Source organism: Buttiauxella selenatireducens (assembly GCF_031432975.1).
Lineage (GTDB): Bacteria > Pseudomonadota > Gammaproteobacteria > Enterobacterales > Enterobacteriaceae > Buttiauxella > Buttiauxella selenatireducens.
The window spans coordinates 754665-776442 of sequence record NZ_CP133838.1; the positions used below are offsets into that span (position 1 = coordinate 754665).

The following is a 21778-nucleotide window of genomic DNA, read 5'->3' on the forward strand; positions in this document are numbered from 1 at the left end:
GGAGTAATTTACTCGTGAGCGCCAATCTCGCGTAAGCGACGGCCTTTCATTAAGTTACGTTCAATGTGTTCCAGGGAAACGTGTTTGGTTTCTGGAATCAACCAAAGAGTCAGCACAATAAAGAACAGGTTTAGCGCCGCATAGACCCAGAAGGTATTCGCGTTGCCCAGAGTGTTAAGCATGGTCAGGAATGTTGCACCGACAATCATGTTCGCAATCCAGTTGGTGGCGGTCGAGCAAGTGATACCAAAATCACGGCCTTTCAGCGGCTGAATTTCAGAACACAGCACCCAAATCAGCGGGCCAGCACTCATTGCAAAACCTACGATGAACATTAACAGCATCGCGATGGCGAAGTATTGCGCACCCTGAGAGTGAATCCCGATGTGCAGCATTGTGCCCAATACGCCCATGCCGACCGCCATCACCATGAAGCCCAGCACCAACGTAGGTTTACGACCCCATCTGTCCACCAGACCGATAGCAATAAAGGTCGCCAGTACGTTGATAAGCCCAACGATGACGGTGCCCCACATTTGCTGAGTGGTGTTGGTGAAGCCTGCGATTTCAAAGATCTTCGGTGCGTAATACATAATTACGTTCATACCGGTGAACTGCTGCATGACCTGAAGCAAGATGCCGAGGAACACCGCACGACGGAAGTTACTGTTGTCTTTAAACAGTGACCAGCCGCTTTGTTTAACCTTCAGGCTTTCGCGGATTTCTTCCAGTTCGCGTTTTGCTTCTGCACTGGTATCACGCAGACGCATCAGTACGCGTTCGGCATCGTGGAAACGACGTTTCGCAGCGAACCAGCGCGGGCTGTCCGGCAGGAAGAACACGCCTACCAGTAAAATCAGAGCAGGAATGGTGATAACCCCCAACATCCAGCGCCATGAACCGCTGTAACTGAAGGCGGTGTCAGAAAGGTAAGCGCCGAGAATACCGATGGTAATCATCAACTGGTACATCGAAATCATGCTGCCGCGAATTTTTTCTGGTGCAATTTCAGACAGATAAAGCGGTGCGGTATATGACGCAACACCGACTGCCAGGCCCAGCAGCACGCGGGAGAGGATCAGGATTTCAGTATTCGGCGCGAATGCAGAGCAAAGCGAACCGGCAACGAAAAGCACTGCGCCAATCATCAGGCTGTATTTACGCCCGATGCGGAAAGAGAGCCAGCCGCTACCAACAGCACCAACAGCCGCACCAAACATCATCGAACTGACGACCCATTCTTGCTGGTGCGCAGTAATCTGGAAATCTTTAGCAATAAACGGTAGTGCACCGGCGATAACACCGATATCCAGGCCAAATAACAAACCGGCCAGGGCTGCAAGGAAACAGACGAAAAAGGTCATGCTTTTGTTCGAGCGCCCTTGTTTTTTTGTATTAGGCATACAGCTCTCCAGTTGAGTGATTCTTCGTATCTGTATCTAGGGTAGGGTAACGCCGCATGAATTTGTGTGATTAAACTCACGTTAGTGTAATCGGTTACACAAGTGTCAAGAAGTGTATGTGATATTTTTTGATATAAAACAGTGTGTTATGTGTGTAAAATTAAACCAAAAATTTATACTCAGGACTATTCTGAAATGTTATGTAACTAGCACGACAATGCAATGTTGCAATAAAGAATCATCTTAATTAAAGATTGGTGAACTGGTGTGTAACCGCTTTCATTGAGGTGTTTGATTATGGAGATGGAATGTTTGCAGAAAGGAGCAGAGTGTTTTCGACAAAAAAAAGGCCAGCGTTAGGCTGGCCTTCAGAGTCTAGCTGTTGGCGGGTTATTTCAGACCGGCAGCTTCACGCAGCAATTCTGCTTTGTCGGTTTTTTCCCAAGGGAAATGCTCACGACCAAAGTGACCGTATGCCGCGGTTTCTTTGTAGATTGGGTGCAGCAGATCCAGCATCTGGATCAGGCCGTATGGACGCAGGTCGAAGAACTCGCGTACCAACAGGGTCAGTTGTTCGGTAGAGATTTTCTCAGTACCGAAGGTTTCAACCATGATTGACGTTGGCTCTGCCACGCCGATTGCGTAGGAAACCTGGATTTCACAACGGTCAGCAAGGCCAGCAGCAACGATGTTTTTCGCCACATAACGCGCCGCGTACGCCGCAGAACGGTCAACTTTAGAAGGATCTTTACCGGAGAACGCACCGCCACCGTGACGAGCCATACCGCCGTAGGTATCAACGATAATTTTACGACCGGTCAGACCGCAGTCACCCATTGGGCCACCGATAACAAAACGGCCAGTCGGGTTGATGTGGAATTTGGTGGAAGCGTTCAACCATTCTGCTGGCAGAACCGGTTTAATGATTTCTTCCATCACCGCTTCTTGCAGTGTTTTCAACGCAACGTCTTCGGAATGCTGGGTCGACAGAACCACGGCATCAATACCGACGATTTTACCGTCGTCGTACTGGAAGGTGATCTGGCTTTTTGCATCCGGACGCAACCACGGCAGTGAGCCATTCTTACGGACTTCAGCCTGGCGTTGAACCAGACGGTGTGCGTAAGTGATCGGCGCAGGCATCAGCACGTCAGTTTCGTTGGTCGCATAACCAAACATCAGACCCTGGTCGCCAGCGCCTTGTTCCAGTGGATCGGTACGGTCAACGCCCTGGTTAATGTCAGGTGACTGTTTACCGATAGCACTCAGAACAGCACAAGAGTTGGCATCAAAGCCCATATCAGAATGCACATAACCGATTTCGCGGACGGTCTGGCGGGTGATTTCTTCGATATCAACCCATGCGCTGGTGGTGATTTCGCCGCCAACCAGAACCATGCCGGTTTTGACGTAAGTTTCACACGCTACGCGAGCTTTTGGATCCTGCTCGAGGATTGCATCAAGAACCGCGTCAGAGATTTGGTCAGCGATTTTATCGGGATGTCCTTCTGATACAGACTCGGACGTAAAGAGGTGTTTGGCCATGTTTTATTCACCCTAAGAGAATTAGGTTAGTGCAGACTGCTGCTAACTGGCGCTCGTATCAGTGCGATGTACTGATATCTGGAGTTTTAGCCACAGGATTAATTTCAGGCAGTCTAACAGTTAATCGGTATAGATGGATTAACATCTGGACGTCTATTCTAGGTTATCCATTAATCAGATTACCAGTGATTTTTGTGCTCGCAAGTTTCTGTCGATAATCTGGCATGGAAATTTTTACTGACAGCGCCGCAAAGTGGGGATTTTTGTTTTGCATTTTTTAGCCGTTGTCGGTATAAAGCGGCGCGCGCGGCTCATTCAACAAGCACACATTTTTGTGTTGCCCACTTCCAGCCGGGTTGAGCAAATATCTTAGCTTTGGCTTGTCGCATGCTTCTGGTATGCGTGGAGGTGTCAGGATTGAAAAACCGCTGTAATTCGCAGAATCTGGCTCACCGTTCTGGTGTGCATTTACTCCTCGCAACCTGCATTCCGTGCATCTATTCCTGCCGATGTTATACCCATCTCGGCGCTTCTCAGGACTCTCGGGCCGGTCATCTCACTCCGTGATAACTGAACAAGGGCTCTCTTGTCTTTGACAGGAGTATTCTCGTGGTTTCACCGACCCGTTAAACGGAGTTCGGTAACGTGTTTACAATGATATGAAAAAGAAACCGGTCGCACAGTTAGTCTGTCAGCGTCTTATGCTGCCGCTATGCGCTGTTAATGGGTTGTTATTGCGGGATACCCCTGCGATAGTAGTCAACTGTTTTGCACATTTGTATAAATTTGAGGTTCGCCATGTCTGACAAAATCTCTTCTGTTTCGGGTTCGTCAGTGGGCGAGCAGGATGTACACCGCTCCATGCAGGAGGTTGCCATGAGCTCCCAGGAAGCCAGCAAAATGCTGCGTACTTACAATATTGCCTGGTGGGGCAATAACTATTACGACGTCAACGAACTCGGTCACATTACCGTTTGCCCGGACCCAGATGTTCCACAAGCGCGTGTTGATCTCGCTGAACTCGTAAAAGCCCGTGAAGCGCAGGGGCAGCGTTTGCCTGCACTGTTCTGTTTCCCGCAGATTTTACAGCATCGCCTGCGTTCGATTAACGCCGCGTTCAAACGTGCTCGTGAATCTTACGGTTATAACGGTGACTACTTCCTCGTTTATCCAATCAAGGTGAACCAGCACCGCCGCGTCATTGAATCGTTGATTCATTCTGGCGAACCGCTGGGTCTTGAAGCCGGTTCTAAAGCTGAATTGATGGCTGTGTTAGCGCATGCGGGCATGACGCGTTCAGTTATCGTGTGTAACGGCTATAAAGACCGTGAATACATCCGCCTGGCGTTGATCGGCGAGAAGATGGGCCACAAGGTTTATCTGGTCATCGAGAAGATGTCAGAAATTCGCATCGTGCTGGAAGAAGCCGAGCGTCTGAATGTGGTGCCGCGTCTTGGTGTGCGTGCGCGTCTGGCGTCGCAAGGTTCCGGTAAATGGCAGTCTTCTGGCGGCGAGAAATCCAAATTTGGTCTGGCGGCGGTTCAGGTTCTGCAACTGGTTGAAATGTTGCGTGAAGCGGGTCGTATCGACAGCCTGCAATTACTGCACTTCCACCTCGGTTCGCAAATGGCGAACATTCGCGATATCGCCACTGGCGTACGTGAATCAGCGCGCTTCTACGTTGAACTGCACAAGATGGGCGTTAACATCGAATGTTTCGATGTCGGCGGTGGTCTGGGCGTGGATTATGAAGGTACGCGTTCGCAGTCCGATTGTTCGGTCAACTATGGCCTGAACGAATACGCGAACAACATCATTTGGGCGATTGGTGATGCATGTGAAGAACATGGCCTGCCGCACCCAACGGTGATTACCGAGTCTGGCCGTGCGGTGACCGCGCACCACACCGTGCTGGTTTCTAACATCATCGGTGTCGAGCGCAACGAATACACCACGCCAACGGCTCCTGCTGAAGATGCATCGCGCGCGCTGCAAAGCATGTGGGAAACCTGGGGTGAAATGCACGAGCCGAATAACCGTCGCTCGCTGCGCGAATGGCTGCACGATAGCCAGAACGATCTGCATGATATCCACACCGGCTATTCGGCGGGGAACTTCTCCTTGCAGGAACGTGCCTGGGCAGAGCAACTTTATCTGAGCATGTGCCATGAAATTCAGCGCCTGCTGGATCCAAGCAACCGTGCGCACCGTCCGATTATTGACGAACTGCAAGAGCGTATGGCGGATAAAATTTACGTCAACTTCTCGCTATTCCAGTCAATGCCGGATGCATGGGGTATCGACCAGCTGTTCCCGGTACTGCCGTTAGAAGGGCTGAACCAGATCCCTGAGCGCCGCGCTGTTCTGTTGGATATCACCTGCGATTCCGACGGTGCTATCGATCACTATATCGACGGTGACGGTATTGCGACCACTATGCCAATGCCAGAATACGATGCGGAAAACCCGCCTCTGCTGGGCTTCTTTATGGTCGGTGCTTACCAGGAAATTCTGGGCAACATGCACAACTTGTTCGGCGATACTGAAGCGGTTGATGTGTTTGTATTCCCTGATGGTAGCGTGGAAGTTGAGCTTTCTGATGAAGGCGATACCGTTGCGGATATGCTCCAGTATGTACAGCTCGACCCGAACACGCTGCTGACTCATTTCCGCGATCAGGTGAAACAGACCGATCTGGATGCTGGCTTACAGCAGCAGTTCCTTGAAGAGTTTGAAGCGGGTTTGTACGGCTATACTTATTTAGAAGACGAGTAGTTTTTAAAACCACCCTCACCCTAGCCCTCTCCCTGAGGGAGAGGGGATCGATCGGCGTTATTGCTTTTCCGAGGGAGAGGGGACAGGCTGGTTTTTCTCCTGTGGGTGAGGGCGACTACCTTCTCCCTCTCCTGTGGGTGAGGGCGGCTCTCTTTTCTCCCTCTCCAGGGGGAGAGGGTCGGGGTGAGGGCGCTAATGAATGTATAAATTACGCACTATTGAACCCGAGCGAAATTACGGCGATAATTCGCGCCAACAAGCAGTCTGAATGAATACAGTCCCTTCCTCGTCGGGTTTAACGACGCGGAAGGGACTTTTTTTTGACATAAATTCAACTATTCACCTACATCACATGAGGTCAGGTAATGAGCACATTAGGCCATCAGTACGACAATTCCCTGGTATCCAATGCCTTCGGTTTTTTACGTTTTCCGCTGAACTTCATGCCCTATGACAGTGATGCTGATTGGGTTATTACAGGCGTTCCTTTTGACGCAGCAACGTCTGGTCGTGCGGGTGGACGCCACGGCCCTGCGGCTATTCGCCAGGTTTCTACCAACCTGGCATGGGAAGGCAACCGCTTCCCGTGGAACTTCGACATGCGTGAGCGCCTGAACGTTGTTGACTGTGGCGACCTGGTTTACGCTTTTGGTGACGCGCGTGATATGAGCGAACGTCTGCAAGCCCATGCAGAAAAACTGCTGGCTGCCGGTAAACGTATGCTCTCCTTCGGTGGCGACCACTTCGTGACTCTGCCGCTGCTGCGTGCTCACGCTAAGCACTTTGGCAAAATGGCACTGGTACATTTTGATGCGCACACTGACACCTACGCGAACGGCTGCGAGTTCGACCACGGCACAATGTTCTACACCGCGCCAAAAGAAGGTCTGATCGACCCGAACCATTCTGTGCAAATTGGTATTCGTACCGAGTTCGACAAAGACAACGGTTTTACCGTGCTGGACGCGGGCCAGGTGAATGACCGTACCGTTGACGACGTGCTGGCGCAGGTGAAGCAGATTGTTGGGGATATGCCGGTTTACCTGACATTTGACATCGACTGTATTGATCCTGCTTTTGCACCAGGTACCGGGACTCCGGTAATTGGCGGCCTGACAACTGACCGTGCGCTGAAGCTGGTTCGTGGTTTGAAAGATCTCAACATCGTGGGTATGGATGTCGTGGAAGTGGCTCCAGCTTATGACCAGTCTGAAATCACGGCGCTGGCAGGTGCAACGTTAGCGCTGGAAATGCTGTACATTCAGGCCGCTAAAAAAGGCGAGTAAGTCATTACATACCCGAAATAATTCAAGTTGCTTGAAGGCGGCAAACCCGCAAATCCCCAGGAGCTTACTTGAGTAAGTGACTGGGGTGAGCGGGTGCAGCCAACGCGTAAGCAGCTTGAAGAATGATGGGTATGGTTATTTCAGCCCATCAGCAGCCATACGGTCGCGAATATGTTGCGCACGTTCAGCAGAAGCCGGGTGGTCGTCGAGCATTGAGCTTTGGCGACCCCCTTCCTCTTTGGCTAATTTCTCAAAGCTGGTCGCCAGACCAATGGGGTTAATCCCACGTTTTTTCAATAAATCATACGAGTAGTCATCGGCTTCAGACTCCTGGCGCTGGGAGAACTGTGCATTCACCAGTTTTTCACCTAAATCGCCAAGCTGTGACTGTGACAAACTGCCCACCACACCTCCCGCTGAAGCTGCTGCAACACGCGCCGCATTAGTGCCTAGCGCCACTTGCATCCCTTTCTTCACGTGACCCAGTGCGACGTGACCCATTTCGTGGCCGATAACCGCTTCGACTTCGTTATCGTTCATCATGTCCATCAGGCCGCTGTATACACGAATACAACCGTTGGCCATCGCAAAGGCATTCACATCTTTGGTGACGTAAACCTTGTAGTTCACCGGCATGCCGTTGATGTTGTCGCCCAGTGCTGAGGCTATTTTGTTCAGGCGTTGCGCATACTCGCTGCTGGCTGGGGCGATAGAAGCTTTGCTGTCCAGCTCGGCACAGGATTTATCGCTCAGTGCTTTGACTTGAGCATCACTGAGTGTGTACGCCTGAAATGCTTCCGCACCGGAAGCCAGCAGGCCATTGGAATCCATATTCTGGCAACCGCTCAGTAGGGCAGCAACGCTCAGGCTCAGTAAAATTGGGCGCATCTTCATGCCAATATCCTTAATAAATGACTACTGCTCAGAAATGATTTAGCCACAGAAAACGGGCCAGTCTCTTTAGTATAAAGAAGTTAGCCAGACTCGCGCAGCAACTTGCGCAACTTGCGAGCAGGTTCCAGAGATTTCTTAACCGGACAAAAGGATGCTCCATGTACATGGCACACGGCTTGCGGTACATTGATGGCAATTTTTTGGGCGTAGCCCATAACGCATAGTAGTCAAGGCCTGACCTTCAACCATCCGATCTGGAGTCAAAATGTCCTCTCGTAAAGAGCTTGCCAATGCTATTCGTGCACTCAGCATGGACGCAGTACAAAAAGCCAAATCCGGTCACCCGGGTGCCCCTATGGGTATGGCCGACATTGCCGAAGTCCTGTGGCGCGATTTCCTGAACCATAATCCGCAGAACCCTGCATGGGCTGACCGCGACCGTTTCGTTCTTTCTAACGGCCATGGTTCAATGCTGATTTACAGCCTGTTGCACCTCACAGGTTATGACCTGCCGATTGAAGAACTGAAAAACTTCCGTCAGCTGCATTCCAAAACTCCGGGTCACCCGGAAGTGGGCTACACCGCAGGTGTAGAAACCACCACTGGCCCACTGGGTCAGGGTGTTGCGAACGCAGTCGGTATGGCAATTGCAGAACGCACCATGGCGGCACAATTCAACCGTCCTGGCCACGATATCGTTGACCACTTCACCTACACATTCCTGGGTGATGGCTGCATGATGGAAGGCATTTCCCATGAAGTTTGCTCTCTGGCGGGTACGCTGGGTCTGGGTAAACTGGTTGCTTTCTATGATGACAACGGTATCTCTATCGACGGCCACGTTGAAGGCTGGTTCACAGACGATACGGCTAAACGTTTCGAAGCTTACGGCTGGCATGTCGTACGCGGCGTTGACGGCCACGATGCTGACGCAATCAAACGCGCAGTTGAAGAAGCCAAAGCGGTTACCGACAAACCTTCACTGCTGATGTGCAAAACCATCATCGGTTTCGGTTCTCCAAACAAAGCCGGTACACACGATTCCCACGGCGCACCGCTGGGTGATGCAGAGATTGCTCTGACTCGTGAAGCGCTGGGCTGGAAACACGCTCCATTCGAAATCCCGCAGGACATTTATGCTCAGTGGGATGCGCGTGAAGCAGGCCAGGCTAAAGAAGCGGCATGGAACGAGAAGTTCGCCGCTTACGCAAAAGCCTTCCCACAGGAAGCGGCAGAATTTACCCGTCGTATGAAAGGCGATATGCCTGCTGACTTCGCTGCGAAAGCGCAAGAGTTCATCAAGAACCTGCAAGCTAACCCGGCAAAAATCGCCAGCCGTAAAGCGTCCCAGAACACCATCGAAGCATTCGGTCACCTGCTGCCAGAATTCCTCGGCGGCTCCGCTGACCTGGCACCTTCTAACCTGACTATCTGGTCTGGTTCTAAAGCCATCAACGAAGACCTGGCCGGTAACTACATCCATTACGGTGTACGTGAATTCGGTATGACGGCGATTGCTAACGGTATCGCGCTGCACGGTGGTTTCCTGCCGTACACCTCTACCTTCCTGATGTTTGTTGAATATGCCCGTAACGCGGTGCGTATGGCAGCATTGATGAAGCAACGCCAGGTGATGGTTTACACCCACGACTCTATCGGTCTGGGCGAAGATGGCCCAACTCACCAGCCTGTAGAGCAGCTTGCTGCCCTGCGCGTTACACCAAACATGAGCACATGGCGCCCATGTGACCAGGTTGAATCTGCGGTTGCGTGGAAATACGCAGTAGAACGTCATGACGGCCCAACCGCTCTGATCTTCTCCCGTCAGAACCTGGCACAGCAGGATCGTACTGAGCAGCAACTGGCGGATATCGCTCGTGGCGCATACATCCTGAAAGATTGTGCAGGCACGCCTGAGCTTCTCCTGATTGCGACCGGTTCTGAAGTTGAACTGGCTGTTGCCGCGTGGGATCAACTGACTGCTGAAGGCATCAAAGCGCGTGTGGTTTCCATGCCGTCTACTGATGCATTCGACAAGCAAGATGCGGCTTACCGTGAAGCGGTTCTGCCGAAAGCGGTTGCTGCCCGTGTTGCTATCGAAGCCAGCATCGCTGACTACTGGTACAAATACGTTGGCCTGAACGGCGCTGTTGTAGGCATGACCACCTTCGGTGAGTCAGCACCTGCAGAGCAACTGTTCGAAGAGTTTGGCTTCACCGTTGAAAACGTGGTGAAACAGGCTAAAGCCGTTCTGTAAAAGGTAATACCACTAAGGCCAGCAAACACTGATTGCTGGCCTTTTTTTATCTATTGTTGATAATGCAATTGAAAATCATTATCATTCACATTCGTAAATAAATGTGAATCTAAGTAAATGAATCGACATACTTTCTATGGTTATAAGAAATCGGGCTTCATTGCTTTCGCCGCTGCACTATTAATTAATTCTCTGAGCGCCAACGCAGCACCGCTTCCTGAAAAAGATTTCCTCGCTGCACCTGTTGGCCACGGGGTTTACGAACTGGCCTATGATGCTTCACAGAACGTTCTATTCGCAGCGTCTGCCCCTTCTTTCGATAAAGATAAAACCGATGGCCTGGTCTACAAATTAAATCCTGAAACACTTAAAACGACGGGAAATATCAACACCCATCGACGGGCATTTGCCACTGTGTTGGATGAAGACAACCCTATCCTTTATATCGGTAATACTCTTGAAGGATCAGTAACGCTAATTGATACGCGCAGCGGTAAAGAGATCAAGACTGTACAACTGAGTGACACCCGTAATCCCAAAGAAATTGTTCACACCCGTGAAATGGTGCTCGATAAAAAACGCCAGAGATTGTATGTATCGGGTGTGACGCAGAAAGGGATTATTTGGGTTATCGATACGCAAAAGCAACAGCATATTGGCACCATTGAAAATGTGGGTGAATATCCAACGGGGTTAGCGGTTGATGAAGAAAAAGGACGACTTTATAGCGTAAATGGTAATGGGGAGTTAATCGTTCTTGATGCCAACACTAATAAAATTGTTTCACGCATAAAAGTAGAACCACAGAAAAAACACTTCTTCTTAAATATCGCGCTGGATAGCAAACACGATCGCGCATTTATTACCGACCCGGATTTACCGAGTGTGTTGGTCGTTTCGCTTAAAGACGGGAGTATCATTCACCACATCGACGTCATAAATTCCCTGGCAGTGATGTATAACGATGCGCGTAATGAAATATATATTACACATCGAAATGCCCAATTGATCACTATTGTCGACAGTGAAACCTACAAAGTGAAAGCCAGTATCGCGACAGCAGCATTGCCGAATAGTCTGGCTCTTTCACCAGATGGCCACATTCTCTATGCCAGCGTGAAGCAGGGCGAGAAAGAAATTGGCAAAAAGCCGGATTACATTATTAAAGTAGAACTCGACAAAATCTAATTAAAATTTAATTAAAAGAAAAATAAAGCCCTGTGATGAAAATTCACAGGGTCGGTTGGCTTTTTTAAATATCTCAGGAAATTAGAAAATGAGAAGTAATAAGCGTTTGGCATTGGCAGGGATAGTTGCGCTAGCTGGAGGCACGATGCTTCCTGTGCTGGCCGAAGAAAATACAGCACCTCTTAGTGAATCTGAAGATCAAATGGTGGTTACGGCATCGGGTTTTTCTCAGCAAAAGAAAGATGCTCCAGCCACTATTTCCGTAGTTGATCGTAAACAGCTTGATGAGAAGCCAAATCGTAATGTCGCCGAGGCTATTCAGGATTTACCTGGCGTCAATGTCGGCACGGGTTCAAGTGATATGTCATCTGGCGATATAATGATGCGCGGCATGGACTCCAGCTATACCGCATATATGGTCAACAGCGTTAAACAGAATACCGGAGAGTCGCGCCCGTACGGCCAGGATATTGGTGCAGAAGTTAACTTCTTACCGCCGATGGAAGCCATTGAGCGTATTGAAGTTATCCGTGGGCCCATGTCTTCGCTCTATGGCTCTGACGCAATTGGCGGTGTGGTTAACGTTATTACCAAAAAGCCCTACGGCGTAAACGACTGGACCGGAGCACTGGCGGCAAATACCTTCATTCAGGAAGACAGTTCATTTGGAAATACCAACCAGATGAATTTGTTTGCCATGGGGCCAATTGTGCCAAATGTGTTGGGTGTAAGCGTCGCGGCTGACTGGCTAAATCGTCGCGATGACGAACGGGATAACTACTTCAGTAAAAACGACCGTAAATCGATAGATATGACCGTGGGTCTGGCGGCAAATGAAACTAACGTATTTGACCTGAATGTTGTCACGGGAAAGCAAAAGAAGAATCGTGATGAAGCACCGTGGATGTGGACGTTTGATCGGGATGCCGTGACGCTCAGTCACAGCGGCTGGTACGCTGAAGACACCATCACCACTAACAACTACATCAATTACGAAAAAGGGCGTTCAAAATACGAGCTGGAGGGGAATTCCCCCCAATATATCGAAACCGAAAACTATGTCGCTAATAGCCAGACGACCTTCACGCTCGACACCCACAAATTAACCGTTGGCGCGAACTTTACGCGTGAAGAGCTCAACGATCAGTTTGCTGTATCAAGCAAAGAAGCGCCAGGTGTAACGCCCGTGACCAAAATCAGCCGCGATGGTTGGGCGCTGTTTGCTGAAGACGGTTGGCAAATGGGGGACTTTACACTCACGACTTCCGCTCGTTTAGATCGCGATAACTACTTTGGTACGCATATTACGCCAAAACTTTACGGCAACTGGACGATCACGGATGCCTGGGCGCTGAAAGGGGGCGTGTCTGCGGGTTATAAAAAACCAGAGTTGCGTGAGACATCTGCCGACTTTGTGACACCGCGCGGTTCGTTACCGCCGTACCCCTATTTGACAGTGGGTAACGACGATCTCAAACCTGAGAAAAGTGTTAACTCCGAACTGGGCCTGTATTGGGTTGGAGAGAAACTGGCTTTAGACGGCACGGTCTTCTACACCCAATTCAAAGATAAAATTTCCGAAGAAACTATCTGTGAAACTACGGAGAGTCATCAGTGCCAGATGAACGGTTATAAAGCCGACTCCATCAGCCAATACTTCAACGTCGGTAAAGCCGATGTGTACGGTGTGGAACTGAATGCTGACTGGCAGGTAACCGAAACGGTGAGAGCCAACGCAAACTATACCTACAACCACAGCGAGCAGAAAACTGGTGTTAACAAAGGCTATGCACTCAATGACTTCCCGCGCCATATGGCTAATCTTTCGCTAACCTGGTCTGCAACCGAAGCGCTGGATCTGTGGAGTAAAGCGAATTACCGTGGCAGCAACCGCGATAATGGCGATCATATTGATTACGATACCTGGACGATGATCGATCTTGGCGCGCGTTATCGCCTGAACAAAAACACGCAGCTTCTGGCAGGGATCTACAACCTGTTCGATGCCGATCCGCAACGTATCAGCCCATGGGGTGAGTATGGTCTGGTAGAAGGGCGTCGTTACAATCTTGGGGCGCGTATCGAGTTTTGATTAAAAGCTTGTAAGAACAAAACAGCTATTCAGCGTTACGCCTGACTGGCTGTTTTGTTTTGCAGATGTCGCATTTAACCTCTGGTGCAATATCTCAAAAAAAGTTCAATCAAGCCCTTTATTGTGATCTGAATTGCAAATTTGATATTAATGTGATTTGTATATTTGAGATTCAAGTCAAATTATAGCTATTGACAAAATAAATTATTATAAATGATGTTGTTTAATGCTTTGAATTAATTGATTAATTTATCCTCACCTAAAAATGCATGCATTTCCAGCACTCATTTGATTTATTTTTCTCGCCGACATACTTTAATTGAAAATAAAAAACACCCTACAAGGCGAGGAAGTTATTATGCGATTAATAGATTATTTCCCTGATGCTGCCATATCCATAAAAAACTCTGCCAATGACTGGAGGCAGGCAATAGATTATTCAATGGAAGTTCTATTGCAAAAAGGATATGTGACCTCTTCTTACATAGGTGCAATAAAATCCACCACACAAGAAAATGGCCCATATTATATTCTGGCGCCGTTTGTTGCTATGCCTCATGCCAGGCCGGAATGCGGTGCAATGAAAACGGGTTTATCCCTTACGTTATTAAAAAATGCCGTGACCTTTGGTGAGGATAAAGAACCGATAAAACTTCTAATAGGTTTATCTGCCGCTGATTCTGATGAGCATATTGGTGCTATTCAGGCATTAAGCGAAATGTTTTGCGAAGAATCTCAGATTGAAGCGTTGTTGAACGCAAATACCGATCAGCAATTAATGGATATAATCTCTCAGGGATAATCATTCACTCGTCAGGATAAATATGAAAAACAAATCAGCTCGTGCCAAAGTCCAGGCATTCGGGGGATTTCTTACCGCCATGGTTATCCCCAATATTGGCGCTTTTATTGCGTGGGGTTTTATTACCGCATTATTTATTCCAACCGGTTGGATGCCCAACGAACATTTCGCCAAAATAGTTGGCCCGATGATCACCTATTTGCTACCCGTTATGATTGGCTCGACCGGCGGGCATTTAGTGGGGGGTAAGCGTGGCGCTGTAATGGGCGGGATCGGCACCATCGGCGTGATTGTGGGTGCAGACATCCCCATGTTTATTGGCGCGATGATCATGGGGCCGCTCGGCGGTTGGGTCATTAAAGTTATCGACAGAACCCTGGAAAAACGTATTCCACCGGGCTTTGAGATGGTTATCAATAACTTCTCTCTGGGTATTGCGGGGATGCTTTTATGCCTCTTGGCCTTTGAGGTCATCGGTCCAGCGGTCCTGGTGGCGAACAACTTCGTAAAAGAGTGCATCGAAGCGTTGGTTAGCACTGGCTATTTGCCGCTGCTGTCATTGATTAACGAACCGGCAAAAATTCTGTTCCTGAACAACGCTATCGATCAGGGGGTTTACTACCCACTTGGAATGCAGCAAGCCTCTGACACCGGTAAATCCATCTTCTTTATGGTGGCGTCGAATCCAGGTCCCGGACTTGGTCTGTTACTTGGGTTCGCTGTATTTGGCAAAGGGATGGCAAAGAAATCGGCTCCTGGGGCGATGATTATTCACTTCCTCGGTGGCATTCATGAACTCTATTTCCCTTATGTATTGATGAAGCCGCTGACGCTGATTGCCATGATCGCAGGTGGCATGTCCGGGATTTACACCTTTAACCTTTTGGGCGGTGGACTTGTCGCGGGGCCAAGCCCTGGCTCAATCTTTGCCTATCTTGCACTGACACCGCGGGGTGCCTTCTTTGCCACCATCGCTGGGGTCACTGTCGCAACAGTCGTGTCGTTTGTCATCACCTCGTTGATCCTTAAGATGGATCGCAGCAAAGAAGCCGAGAAAGATGACAGCTTTGATGAAACGGCAAACGCCATGAAGACGATGAAGCAAGAAGGGGCGTGGAGCGCAGCACCAGTGAAACTGATTGCTTTCGTTTGTGATGCGGGAATGGGCTCAAGCGCAATGGGAGCGACAACATTCCGTAAACGCCTGCAAAAACAGGGAATGGAAATGGACGTTAAACACTATGCGATTGAAAACGTCCCGGAACATGCAGAAATCATTGTCACTCATGCAAGCCTTGAAGGCCGTGTAAAACGGGTGTCTGACAAACCGCTAATACTCATTAATAACTATATTGGCGACCCTAAGCTTGATGTTTTATTTAATGAACTCACCTCTCAGGCAAAATAATAAGGACTATGATGAAAACGAAAGTTGCAGCCATCTATGGTAAGCGGGATGTCCGTATTCGCGAGTTTGAATTACCCGAGATTACCGAAGACGAGTTATTAGTGAGTGTTATTTCTGATAGCGTTTGTTTATCAACATGGAAAGCGGCATTACTGGCAAGCGATCATAAACGCGTACCTGACGATCTGAGTAACCATCCGGTTATTACTGGGCATGAATGTGCGGGTGTCATTGTTGAAGTCGGTCATAATCTACGAGATAAATATAAGAAAGGTCAGCGTTACGTTTTACAACCAGCAATGGGTTTACCAAGTGGGTATTCCGCTGGATACAGTTACGAATATTTCGGTGGTAACGCGACATATATGATTATCCCGAAACTGGCGATTGATATGGGGTGTGTATTACCTTATCGCGGATCATATTTTGCAGCAGCCTCTTTAGCAGAACCGATGTGCTGCATTATTGGCGCATATAAAGCCAACTATCACACCACACAATATGTGTATGAACATCGTATGGGAATAAAGCCCGGCGGCAACCTGGCATTATTAGCTTGTGCCGGGCCGATGGGTATCGGCGCGATTGATTATGCTATCAATGGCAATATTAAACCGGGCAAAGTGGTAGTGGTGGATATTGATGAAGCCCGACTGGCGCAAGCACAAAAACTCCTGCCAGTGGCGTTGGCAGCCAAAAATGGTATTGAGCTGGTTTATGTGAACAGCACGCAACTGGATAACCCTGCGGCTGCGTTGCGAGATCTCACTGGCGGTGCCGGTTTCGATGATGTTTTCGTTTATGCTGCGGTGCCTGCGGTGATTGAGCTTGGCGACGATCTGCTTGCCGATGACGGTTGCCTGAATTTCTTTGCCGGACCCACCGACAAAAACTTTAAAGTACCGTTTAACTTCTACAACGTACATTACGGTAGCACGCACATCGTCGGGACTTCCGGAGGCTCAACGGACGATATGCTGGAAGCTATCGAACTGGCCGCCAGCGGAAGATTGCAGCCTTCGTTTATGGTTACGCATGTCGGTGGTCTGGATGCCGTTCCAGAAACGGTGATTAACCTGCCGGATATCCCTGGTGGCAAAAAACTCATCTATAACGGCGTCACGATGCCGCTTACCGCGATTACCGATTTTGCCCGCTTAGGAGAAAGCGATCCGTTATATCGCCGCCTTGCGGAGCTGGTTGCAGAAACACACGGTGTCTGGAACGAAGCCGCAGAAAAACACCTGTTAGCGCATTTTGGCGTTGATATTGGTGTGGAGGCTTAAGCATGAAAACGCTGGCTTACCCTTTTTTCCGCACCACGGAGCAGGCAGCTTTGGCTGCCTGGCCGCTCATCGGTTGCGGTGACAAGAATCGTATCGACGGAGTCGCGGTGCAGGCAATGCGCGATGCGCTTAATCAAATCGATATGCAGGGGAAGATTGTCATTGGCGAAGGGGAAATAGACCATGCGCCGATGTTGTATATCGGCGAGATGCTAGGCAATGCGCAATCCCCGAAAATTGATATCGCCGTCGACCCGATTGAAGGCACGCGCATGGTCGCGATGGGGCAAAACAATGCTCTTGCGGTAATGGCCTGTGCGCCAGAAGGTTCGCTGCTTCATGCGCCCGACATGTATATGAAAAAGCTGGTGGTCGGCAAGAAGGCAAAAGGGGTGATTAATCTGGCGGCAACGCTTGAAGACAATCTGTGCAATATTGCCAAAGCATTGGGCAAACCGCTTGAACGGTTACGAATGGTCACGCTCGACAAACCACGGCATCAGGAGGCTATAGCGGTCGCCACAAGACTGGGTGTGAAAGTGATTGCCTTGCCAGATGGTGATGTTGCCGCCAGCGTGATGACGTGCTTGCTGGAAAACCAATACGATGTGATGTACAGCATCGGTGGTGCGCCAGAAGGGGTGATTTCAGCCTGTGCAGTGAAAGCGCTGGGAGGGGAAATGCAGATAGAGCTATTAGATTTTTGCCAGGCAAAAGGGGAGTCTCCTGAGCATCGCCAGATTGCGGATTCAGAACATCGCCGCTGTGCTGAGATGGGCGTCGAAGTTAACCGCATTTATAGCCTGAATGAGATTGTCAAAAGCGAGAACGTATTATTCTCCGCAACCGGTGTTACGGGAGGCGATATTCTGCAGGGCGTACGTGAAGAAGGTGATGTTGTGCGCACACAAACGCTCTTGATTAATGGTATAGAGCGCACCTGTAATATTATAGACTCCCTACATCACCTTTAATGTACTGAGCTATCGATGACCACGTTGAACGAAGATGATGTGCTTGAACGGCTGGAAGCGCAAAGTGATCTGGCCTCGTTTATGAGCGCCGCTCACGATATTTTGCTATCCGGGATCAGGCAATTTCTCCCTTCGTTATTTGTTGATAATGATGAAGAGATAGTCGAGTACGCCGTTAAACCATTGCTTGCCAGAAGCGGGCCGCTGGATGATATCGACGTTGCGCTACGCCTGATCTACGCACTCGGGAAAATGGATAAATGGGTTTATGCCGACATTACCTGTATTGCTCAGTTCTGCGATTTTGTGCACCACAGTAAAGAGGCCATTCAGTTTCATGATGATGTCACTTACGATTTCGTCGCGAACCTTAATTCCATTACCCAAAACGCAACGCTGTTTAATGCAATTAAAAGCATGAAGTATTCGGACTTCTCTATTTATTCCGAAGTGCGTTACGGCAATCTGGTGAAAACGGCGTTATCTCTGGCGGTGACTTCATTATTGAAGGAGCTAGTCTGGTGAATGTCACATTGATGATTAATGGTTTAGAGACGCAAGCACGTTTTAACGACGAAGAGGTCGAGAAGCTACACAAGCCATTGTTAAAGCTGTTAGTCGATAAGCAAAAGCAGTTACAGCGTAGGCTGGTTGTATTTCTGGCGGCACCTCCTGGCACCGGGAAATCGACTCTGGCGGCATTTTGGGAATACCTGGCGGCGAAAGAACCAGAATTGCCTGCAATTCAGGCTTTGCCGATGGATGGCTTTCATCACTACAACGATTATTTGCTGGCGAATAATCTCAAGCAGCATAAAGGGGCTCCGCAGACTTTTAATGTTCAAAAGCTGACTGATGCACTGTGCGCTCTGCATCAGCCCGAAAGTGATTGGCCACAGTACGATCGTAATTTGCACGACCCGGTGGAAAATGCGATTGCGGTAGAGGCTCCGATTGTTGTGGTTGAAGGGAATTGGTTACTGCTCAATCGACCTGAATGGCAATCGCTGCGCGTGCTGTGTGATTATTCGGTCTTTATTTCTGCCCCGCCTGAACTACTCTCAGAAAGATTGATTGGCAGAAAAATGCGCGGTGGGTTGACCCGGCAACAGGCGGAAGAGTTTTTCCACACGACCGACGGGTTAAATGTGCTGCGTGTTCTGGAAAACAGTCAGCCTGCTGACATGCAGTTACGCATGGATGAGCAGGGCGGCTACCATCAAGATTAATATTCGAACGGGCCGCTAAAACGGCCTTGTCTTTTTTCATTATTCTTGATTTTCCCTGGTCGTTATTCGTCCTCTTGCCCTTTTACGTTGCATTTATTCCATCAAATTTGTGACGTACGTCAGAAGATTGGTCGCCTGTGATGGGGCAACGTTCCATTTATTCCCTGTATCGCTTAACATGGCTGAAGCGTTTCAGTCGAATAAATGTTCGACAATTAAGCAAACAATTGCAGTTTCGAGAGTGCGAGGATTCCCCTCAGACGATTGCTGGATTACTCTGTCAGCCACTTAGTCTCAGGGATTCTGGCAGGAGAGATATGACCGTACGCATAGCAATTAATGGCTTCGGTCGCATTGGGCGCAACGTGGTACGTGCTTTGTACGAATCCGGTCGCCGTGCGGAAATAACCGTCGTAGCAATCAATGAACTGGCTGATGCTGAGGGTATGGCGCATCTGTTGAAGTATGACACCAGCCATGGCCGTTTCGCCAGGGACGTTCGTCAGGAACGCAACCAGTTATGGGTTGGTGATGACACCATCCGTATCTTGCACGAACCGGAAATTGCTCATTTACCGTGGCGTGAACTGGACGTGGATGTGGTGTTGGATTGTACCGGTGTGTTTGGTTCCCGTGCAGACGGTGAAGCGCATCTGGCTGCCGGTGCCAAAAAAGTCCTCTTCTCTCATCCAGGCGGTAACGACCTCGACGCCACCGTTGTTTTCGGTGTGAATCATGAAAGTGTGGTTGCTGAACATTGCATCGTTTCGAATGCCTCCTGCACCACAAACTGCATTATTCCCATTATCAAATTGCTTGATGATGCTTACGGCATTGAGTGGGGTACGGTGACCACCATCCATTCTGCCATGCATGATCAACAGGTTATCGACGCCTATCATCCGGACTTGCGCCGCACCCGTGCCGCCAGCCAGTCCATTATTCCTGTCGATACGCGTCTTGCTGCTGGTATCACACGTATATTCCCGCAATTTAACGACCGATTTGAGGCGATTGCGGTACGTGTTCCGACCATTAATGTCACGGCAATCGATTTAAGCGTGACAGTGAAAAATGCCGTTAATGCCAATGAAGTCAACAGGTTGCTGCAAAAAGCAGCACGTGATTCATTTCATGGTATAGTTGACTATACGGAATTACCGTTGGTCTCGACTGATTTTAACCACGATCCGCATAGCGCCATTGTTGATGGCACGCAAACTCGGGTCAGTGGGCAACATCTGATTAAAACTTTAGTCTGGTGTGATAACGAATGGGGCTTTGCTAACCGAATGCTCGACACGACGTTAGTCATGGCTGCAAGTGGTTTCAGGTAAGGCACATAAAGTGTCTGCAAAACTTTAAGAGTCAATTGAGAGGATTCACCATGTCTGTAATTAAGATGACCGATCTGGATCTGGCTGGTAAACGCGTATTCATCCGTGCCGATCTGAACGTACCAGTTAAAGATGGTAAAGTGACCAGCGATGCGCGTATCCGTGCTTCCCTGCCAACCATCGAGCTGGCACTGAAACAAGGTGCAAAAGTGATGGTAACTTCTCACCTGGGTCGTCCGACCGAAGGCGAGTACAACGAAGAATTCTCTCTGCTGCCAGTTGTTAACTACCTGAAAGACAAATTGTCTGCTCCAGTACGTCTGGTTAAAGACTATCTTGACGGCGTAGAAGTTTCTGCAGGTGAACTGGTTGTTCTGGAAAACGTTCGCTTCAACAAAGGCGAAAAGAAAGACGACGAAACCCTGTCTAAAAAATACGCTGCACTGTGCGACGTATTCGTCATGGATGCTTTCGGTACTGCACACCGTGCTCAGGCTTCTACTCACGGTATCGGTAAATTCGCAGACGTCGCTTGTGCAGGCCCGCTGTTGGCTGAAGAGTTAGACGCACTGGGTAAAGCACTGAAAGAACCTGCTCGTCCAATGGTTGCTATCGTTGGCGGTTCTAAAGTTTCTACCAAACTGACCGTTCTGGATTCCCTGTCTAAAATCGCTGACCAGCTGATTGTTGGTGGTGGCATCGCGAACACCTTCGTTGCTGCTCAAGGCCACAACGTCGGTAAATCCCTGTACGAAGCGGATCTGGTTGATGAAGCTAAACGCCTGCTGACTACTTGTGACATCCCAGTTCCAGCGGATGTTCGCGTAGCGACTGAATTCTCTGAGTCCGCAGCGGCAACCCTGAAATCTGTAAACGACGTGAAAGCGGACGAGCAGATTCTGGATATCGGTGATGCATCTGCACAGCAACTGGCTGAAATTCTGAAGAATGCAAAAACCATTCTGTGGAACGGCCCGGTTGGCGTGTTTGAATTCCCTAACTTCCGTAAAGGGACTGAAATCGTTGCTAACGCCATCGCAGACAGCGAAGCGTTCTCTATCGCAGGCGGCGGTGACACTCTGGCAGCTATCGATCTGTTCGGTATTGCAGACAAAATTTCCTACATCTCCACTGGTGGCGGCGCATTCCTCGAGTTCGTGGAAGGCAAAGTTCTGCCAGCAGTAGCAATGCTCGAAGAGCGCGCTAAGAAGTAATGATTACGGGCAGGTTATCCTGCCCGTTGAATTTTTGCCGCCATGAAGTCTTAGGTGGCACAAACGTTTTTTCTAACGGCCGATGATA

The 21778-nt window shown here is 49.3% G+C and carries 18 protein-coding genes; 15 read left to right on the forward strand and 3 right to left on the reverse strand.

The window, feature by feature from the left end:
- Window positions 1-8: 8 nt before the first annotated feature.
- Complete coding sequence (locus RHD99_RS03540; RefSeq protein ID WP_183270600.1) at window positions 9-1403, reverse strand: sugar porter family MFS transporter; 1395 nt, start codon at window positions 1401-1403, stop codon at window positions 9-11.
- A 390-nt stretch (window positions 1404-1793) separates the two neighbouring features.
- On the reverse strand, window positions 1794-2948 hold the full coding sequence (metK, locus tag RHD99_RS03545; RefSeq protein ID WP_309877459.1) for a methionine adenosyltransferase: 1155 nt from the start codon (window positions 2946-2948) through the stop codon (window positions 1794-1796).
- A 387-nt stretch (window positions 2949-3335) separates the two neighbouring features.
- Here metK and yqgG point away from each other — a divergent pair, with 387 nt between their 5' ends.
- From yqgG to speB, 4 genes are all read left to right on the forward strand, one after another.
- The gene (yqgG, locus tag RHD99_RS24055; protein ID WP_445344423.1) at window positions 3336-3515 is read left to right on the forward strand and encodes a small protein YqgG; all 180 of its coding nucleotides are present in this window, start codon (window positions 3336-3338) and stop codon (window positions 3513-3515) included.
- Window positions 3516-3649: 134 nt separating this feature from the next.
- Window positions 3650-3754 (forward strand): hypothetical protein, encoded by a 105-nt coding sequence (locus RHD99_RS03550; RefSeq protein WP_374708469.1) that lies wholly within the window; start codon window positions 3650-3652, stop codon window positions 3752-3754.
- A complete protein-coding gene (gene speA, locus RHD99_RS03555; RefSeq protein WP_309877461.1) occupies window positions 3747-5723 on the forward strand; it encodes a biosynthetic arginine decarboxylase in 1977 nt (658 codons plus the stop codon). Before RHD99_RS03550 ends, speA begins: the two co-directional genes overlap by 8 nt.
- 365 nt (window positions 5724-6088) lie before the next feature.
- Window positions 6089-7009 carry an agmatinase gene (gene speB / locus RHD99_RS03560; RefSeq protein WP_064543574.1) on the forward strand — a complete coding sequence of 307 codons (921 nt, stop codon included), beginning with the start codon at window positions 6089-6091 and terminating at the stop codon, window positions 7007-7009.
- A gap of 135 nt (window positions 7010-7144) precedes the next feature.
- On the opposite strand, the gene loiP is transcribed toward speB, so the two are convergent.
- On the reverse strand, window positions 7145-7903 hold the full coding sequence (gene loiP / locus RHD99_RS03565) for a metalloprotease LoiP (protein WP_183270596.1): 759 nt from the start codon (window positions 7901-7903) through the stop codon (window positions 7145-7147).
- A 265-nt stretch (window positions 7904-8168) separates the two neighbouring features.
- On the opposite strand from loiP, the gene tkt reads away from it, so the two are divergent.
- The 11 genes from tkt (at window position 8169) to pgk (ending at window position 21690) form a co-directional block, all read left to right on the forward strand.
- Window positions 8169-10160: a transketolase gene (gene tkt, locus RHD99_RS03570; RefSeq protein WP_309877462.1), complete on the forward strand. Its 1992-nt coding sequence runs from the start codon at window positions 8169-8171 to the stop codon at window positions 10158-10160.
- A 117-nt stretch (window positions 10161-10277) separates the two neighbouring features.
- Window positions 10278-11348: a 7-bladed beta-propeller protein YncE gene (gene yncE / locus RHD99_RS03575; RefSeq protein WP_309877463.1), complete on the forward strand. Its 1071-nt coding sequence runs from the start codon at window positions 10278-10280 to the stop codon at window positions 11346-11348.
- Between the two features lie 88 nt (window positions 11349-11436).
- Entirely contained in the window at window positions 11437-13440 is a 2004-nt protein-coding gene (locus RHD99_RS03580) for a TonB-dependent receptor domain-containing protein (RefSeq protein ID WP_309877464.1), read from the forward strand.
- Window positions 13441-13798: 358 nt separating this feature from the next.
- Window positions 13799-14242, forward strand: a complete 444-nt coding sequence (gene cmtB / locus RHD99_RS03585) for a PTS mannitol transporter subunit IIA (protein ID WP_309877465.1) — start codon at window positions 13799-13801, stop codon at window positions 14240-14242.
- 22 nt (window positions 14243-14264) lie between these two features.
- Window positions 14265-15650, forward strand: a complete 1386-nt coding sequence (locus tag RHD99_RS03590; RefSeq protein ID WP_309877466.1) for a PTS mannitol transporter subunit IIBC — start codon at window positions 14265-14267, stop codon at window positions 15648-15650.
- 11 nt (window positions 15651-15661) lie between these two features.
- Window positions 15662-16936: a zinc-binding dehydrogenase gene (locus tag RHD99_RS03595; RefSeq protein ID WP_309877467.1), complete on the forward strand. Its 1275-nt coding sequence runs from the start codon at window positions 15662-15664 to the stop codon at window positions 16934-16936.
- Window positions 16937-16938: 2 nt separating this feature from the next.
- Entirely contained in the window at window positions 16939-17910 is a 972-nt protein-coding gene (gene glpX / locus RHD99_RS03600) for a class II fructose-bisphosphatase (RefSeq protein WP_309877468.1), read from the forward strand.
- Between the two features lie 15 nt (window positions 17911-17925).
- Window positions 17926-18435 (forward strand): MltR family transcriptional regulator, encoded by a 510-nt coding sequence (locus RHD99_RS03605; RefSeq protein WP_309877469.1) that lies wholly within the window; start codon window positions 17926-17928, stop codon window positions 18433-18435.
- On the forward strand, window positions 18432-19139 hold the full coding sequence (locus RHD99_RS03610; RefSeq protein WP_309877470.1) for a nucleoside/nucleotide kinase family protein: 708 nt from the start codon (window positions 18432-18434) through the stop codon (window positions 19137-19139). Before RHD99_RS03605 ends, RHD99_RS03610 begins: the two co-directional genes overlap by 4 nt.
- 317 nt (window positions 19140-19456) lie before the next feature.
- On the forward strand, window positions 19457-20476 hold the full coding sequence (gene epd, locus RHD99_RS03615) for an erythrose-4-phosphate dehydrogenase (RefSeq protein WP_309877471.1): 1020 nt from the start codon (window positions 19457-19459) through the stop codon (window positions 20474-20476).
- 50 nt (window positions 20477-20526) lie between these two features.
- On the forward strand, window positions 20527-21690 hold the full coding sequence (pgk, locus tag RHD99_RS03620) for a phosphoglycerate kinase (RefSeq protein ID WP_183270591.1): 1164 nt from the start codon (window positions 20527-20529) through the stop codon (window positions 21688-21690).
- Window positions 21691-21778 lie beyond the last annotated feature (88 nt).

Excerpts from the sequence above, each read along its gene's own strand:
- RHD99_RS03580 (WP_309877464.1), top strand. The coding sequence starts at position 11,437 with ATGAGAAGTAATAAGCGTTTGGCATTGGCAGGGATAGTTGCGCTAGCT.
- yqgG (WP_445344423.1), top strand. The coding sequence starts at position 3,336 with ATGCTTCTGGTATGCGTGGAGGTGTCAGGATTGAAAAACCGCTGTAAT.
- glpX (WP_309877468.1), top strand. The coding sequence starts at position 16,939 with ATGAAAACGCTGGCTTACCCTTTTTTCCGCACCACGGAGCAGGCAGCT.
- epd (WP_309877471.1), top strand. The coding sequence starts at position 19,457 with ATGACCGTACGCATAGCAATTAATGGCTTCGGTCGCATTGGGCGCAAC.
- speB (WP_064543574.1), top strand. The coding sequence starts at position 6,089 with ATGAGCACATTAGGCCATCAGTACGACAATTCCCTGGTATCCAATGCC.
- loiP (WP_183270596.1), bottom strand. The coding sequence starts at position 7,903 with ATGAAGATGCGCCCAATTTTACTGAGCCTGAGCGTTGCTGCCCTACTG.
- RHD99_RS03590 (WP_309877466.1), top strand. The coding sequence starts at position 14,265 with ATGAAAAACAAATCAGCTCGTGCCAAAGTCCAGGCATTCGGGGGATTT.
- RHD99_RS03605 (WP_309877469.1), top strand. The coding sequence starts at position 17,926 with ATGACCACGTTGAACGAAGATGATGTGCTTGAACGGCTGGAAGCGCAA.
- RHD99_RS03550 (WP_374708469.1), top strand. The coding sequence starts at position 3,650 with ATGCTGCCGCTATGCGCTGTTAATGGGTTGTTATTGCGGGATACCCCT.
- yncE (WP_309877463.1), top strand. The coding sequence starts at position 10,278 with ATGAATCGACATACTTTCTATGGTTATAAGAAATCGGGCTTCATTGCT.
- cmtB (WP_309877465.1), top strand. The coding sequence starts at position 13,799 with ATGCGATTAATAGATTATTTCCCTGATGCTGCCATATCCATAAAAAAC.
- RHD99_RS03595 (WP_309877467.1), top strand. The coding sequence starts at position 15,662 with ATGAAAACGAAAGTTGCAGCCATCTATGGTAAGCGGGATGTCCGTATT.
- tkt (WP_309877462.1), top strand. The coding sequence starts at position 8,169 with ATGTCCTCTCGTAAAGAGCTTGCCAATGCTATTCGTGCACTCAGCATG.
- speA (WP_309877461.1), top strand. The coding sequence starts at position 3,747 with ATGTCTGACAAAATCTCTTCTGTTTCGGGTTCGTCAGTGGGCGAGCAG.
- RHD99_RS03540 (WP_183270600.1), bottom strand. The coding sequence starts at position 1,403 with ATGCCTAATACAAAAAAACAAGGGCGCTCGAACAAAAGCATGACCTTT.
- pgk (WP_183270591.1), top strand. The coding sequence starts at position 20,527 with ATGTCTGTAATTAAGATGACCGATCTGGATCTGGCTGGTAAACGCGTA.
- metK (WP_309877459.1), bottom strand. The coding sequence starts at position 2,948 with ATGGCCAAACACCTCTTTACGTCCGAGTCTGTATCAGAAGGACATCCC.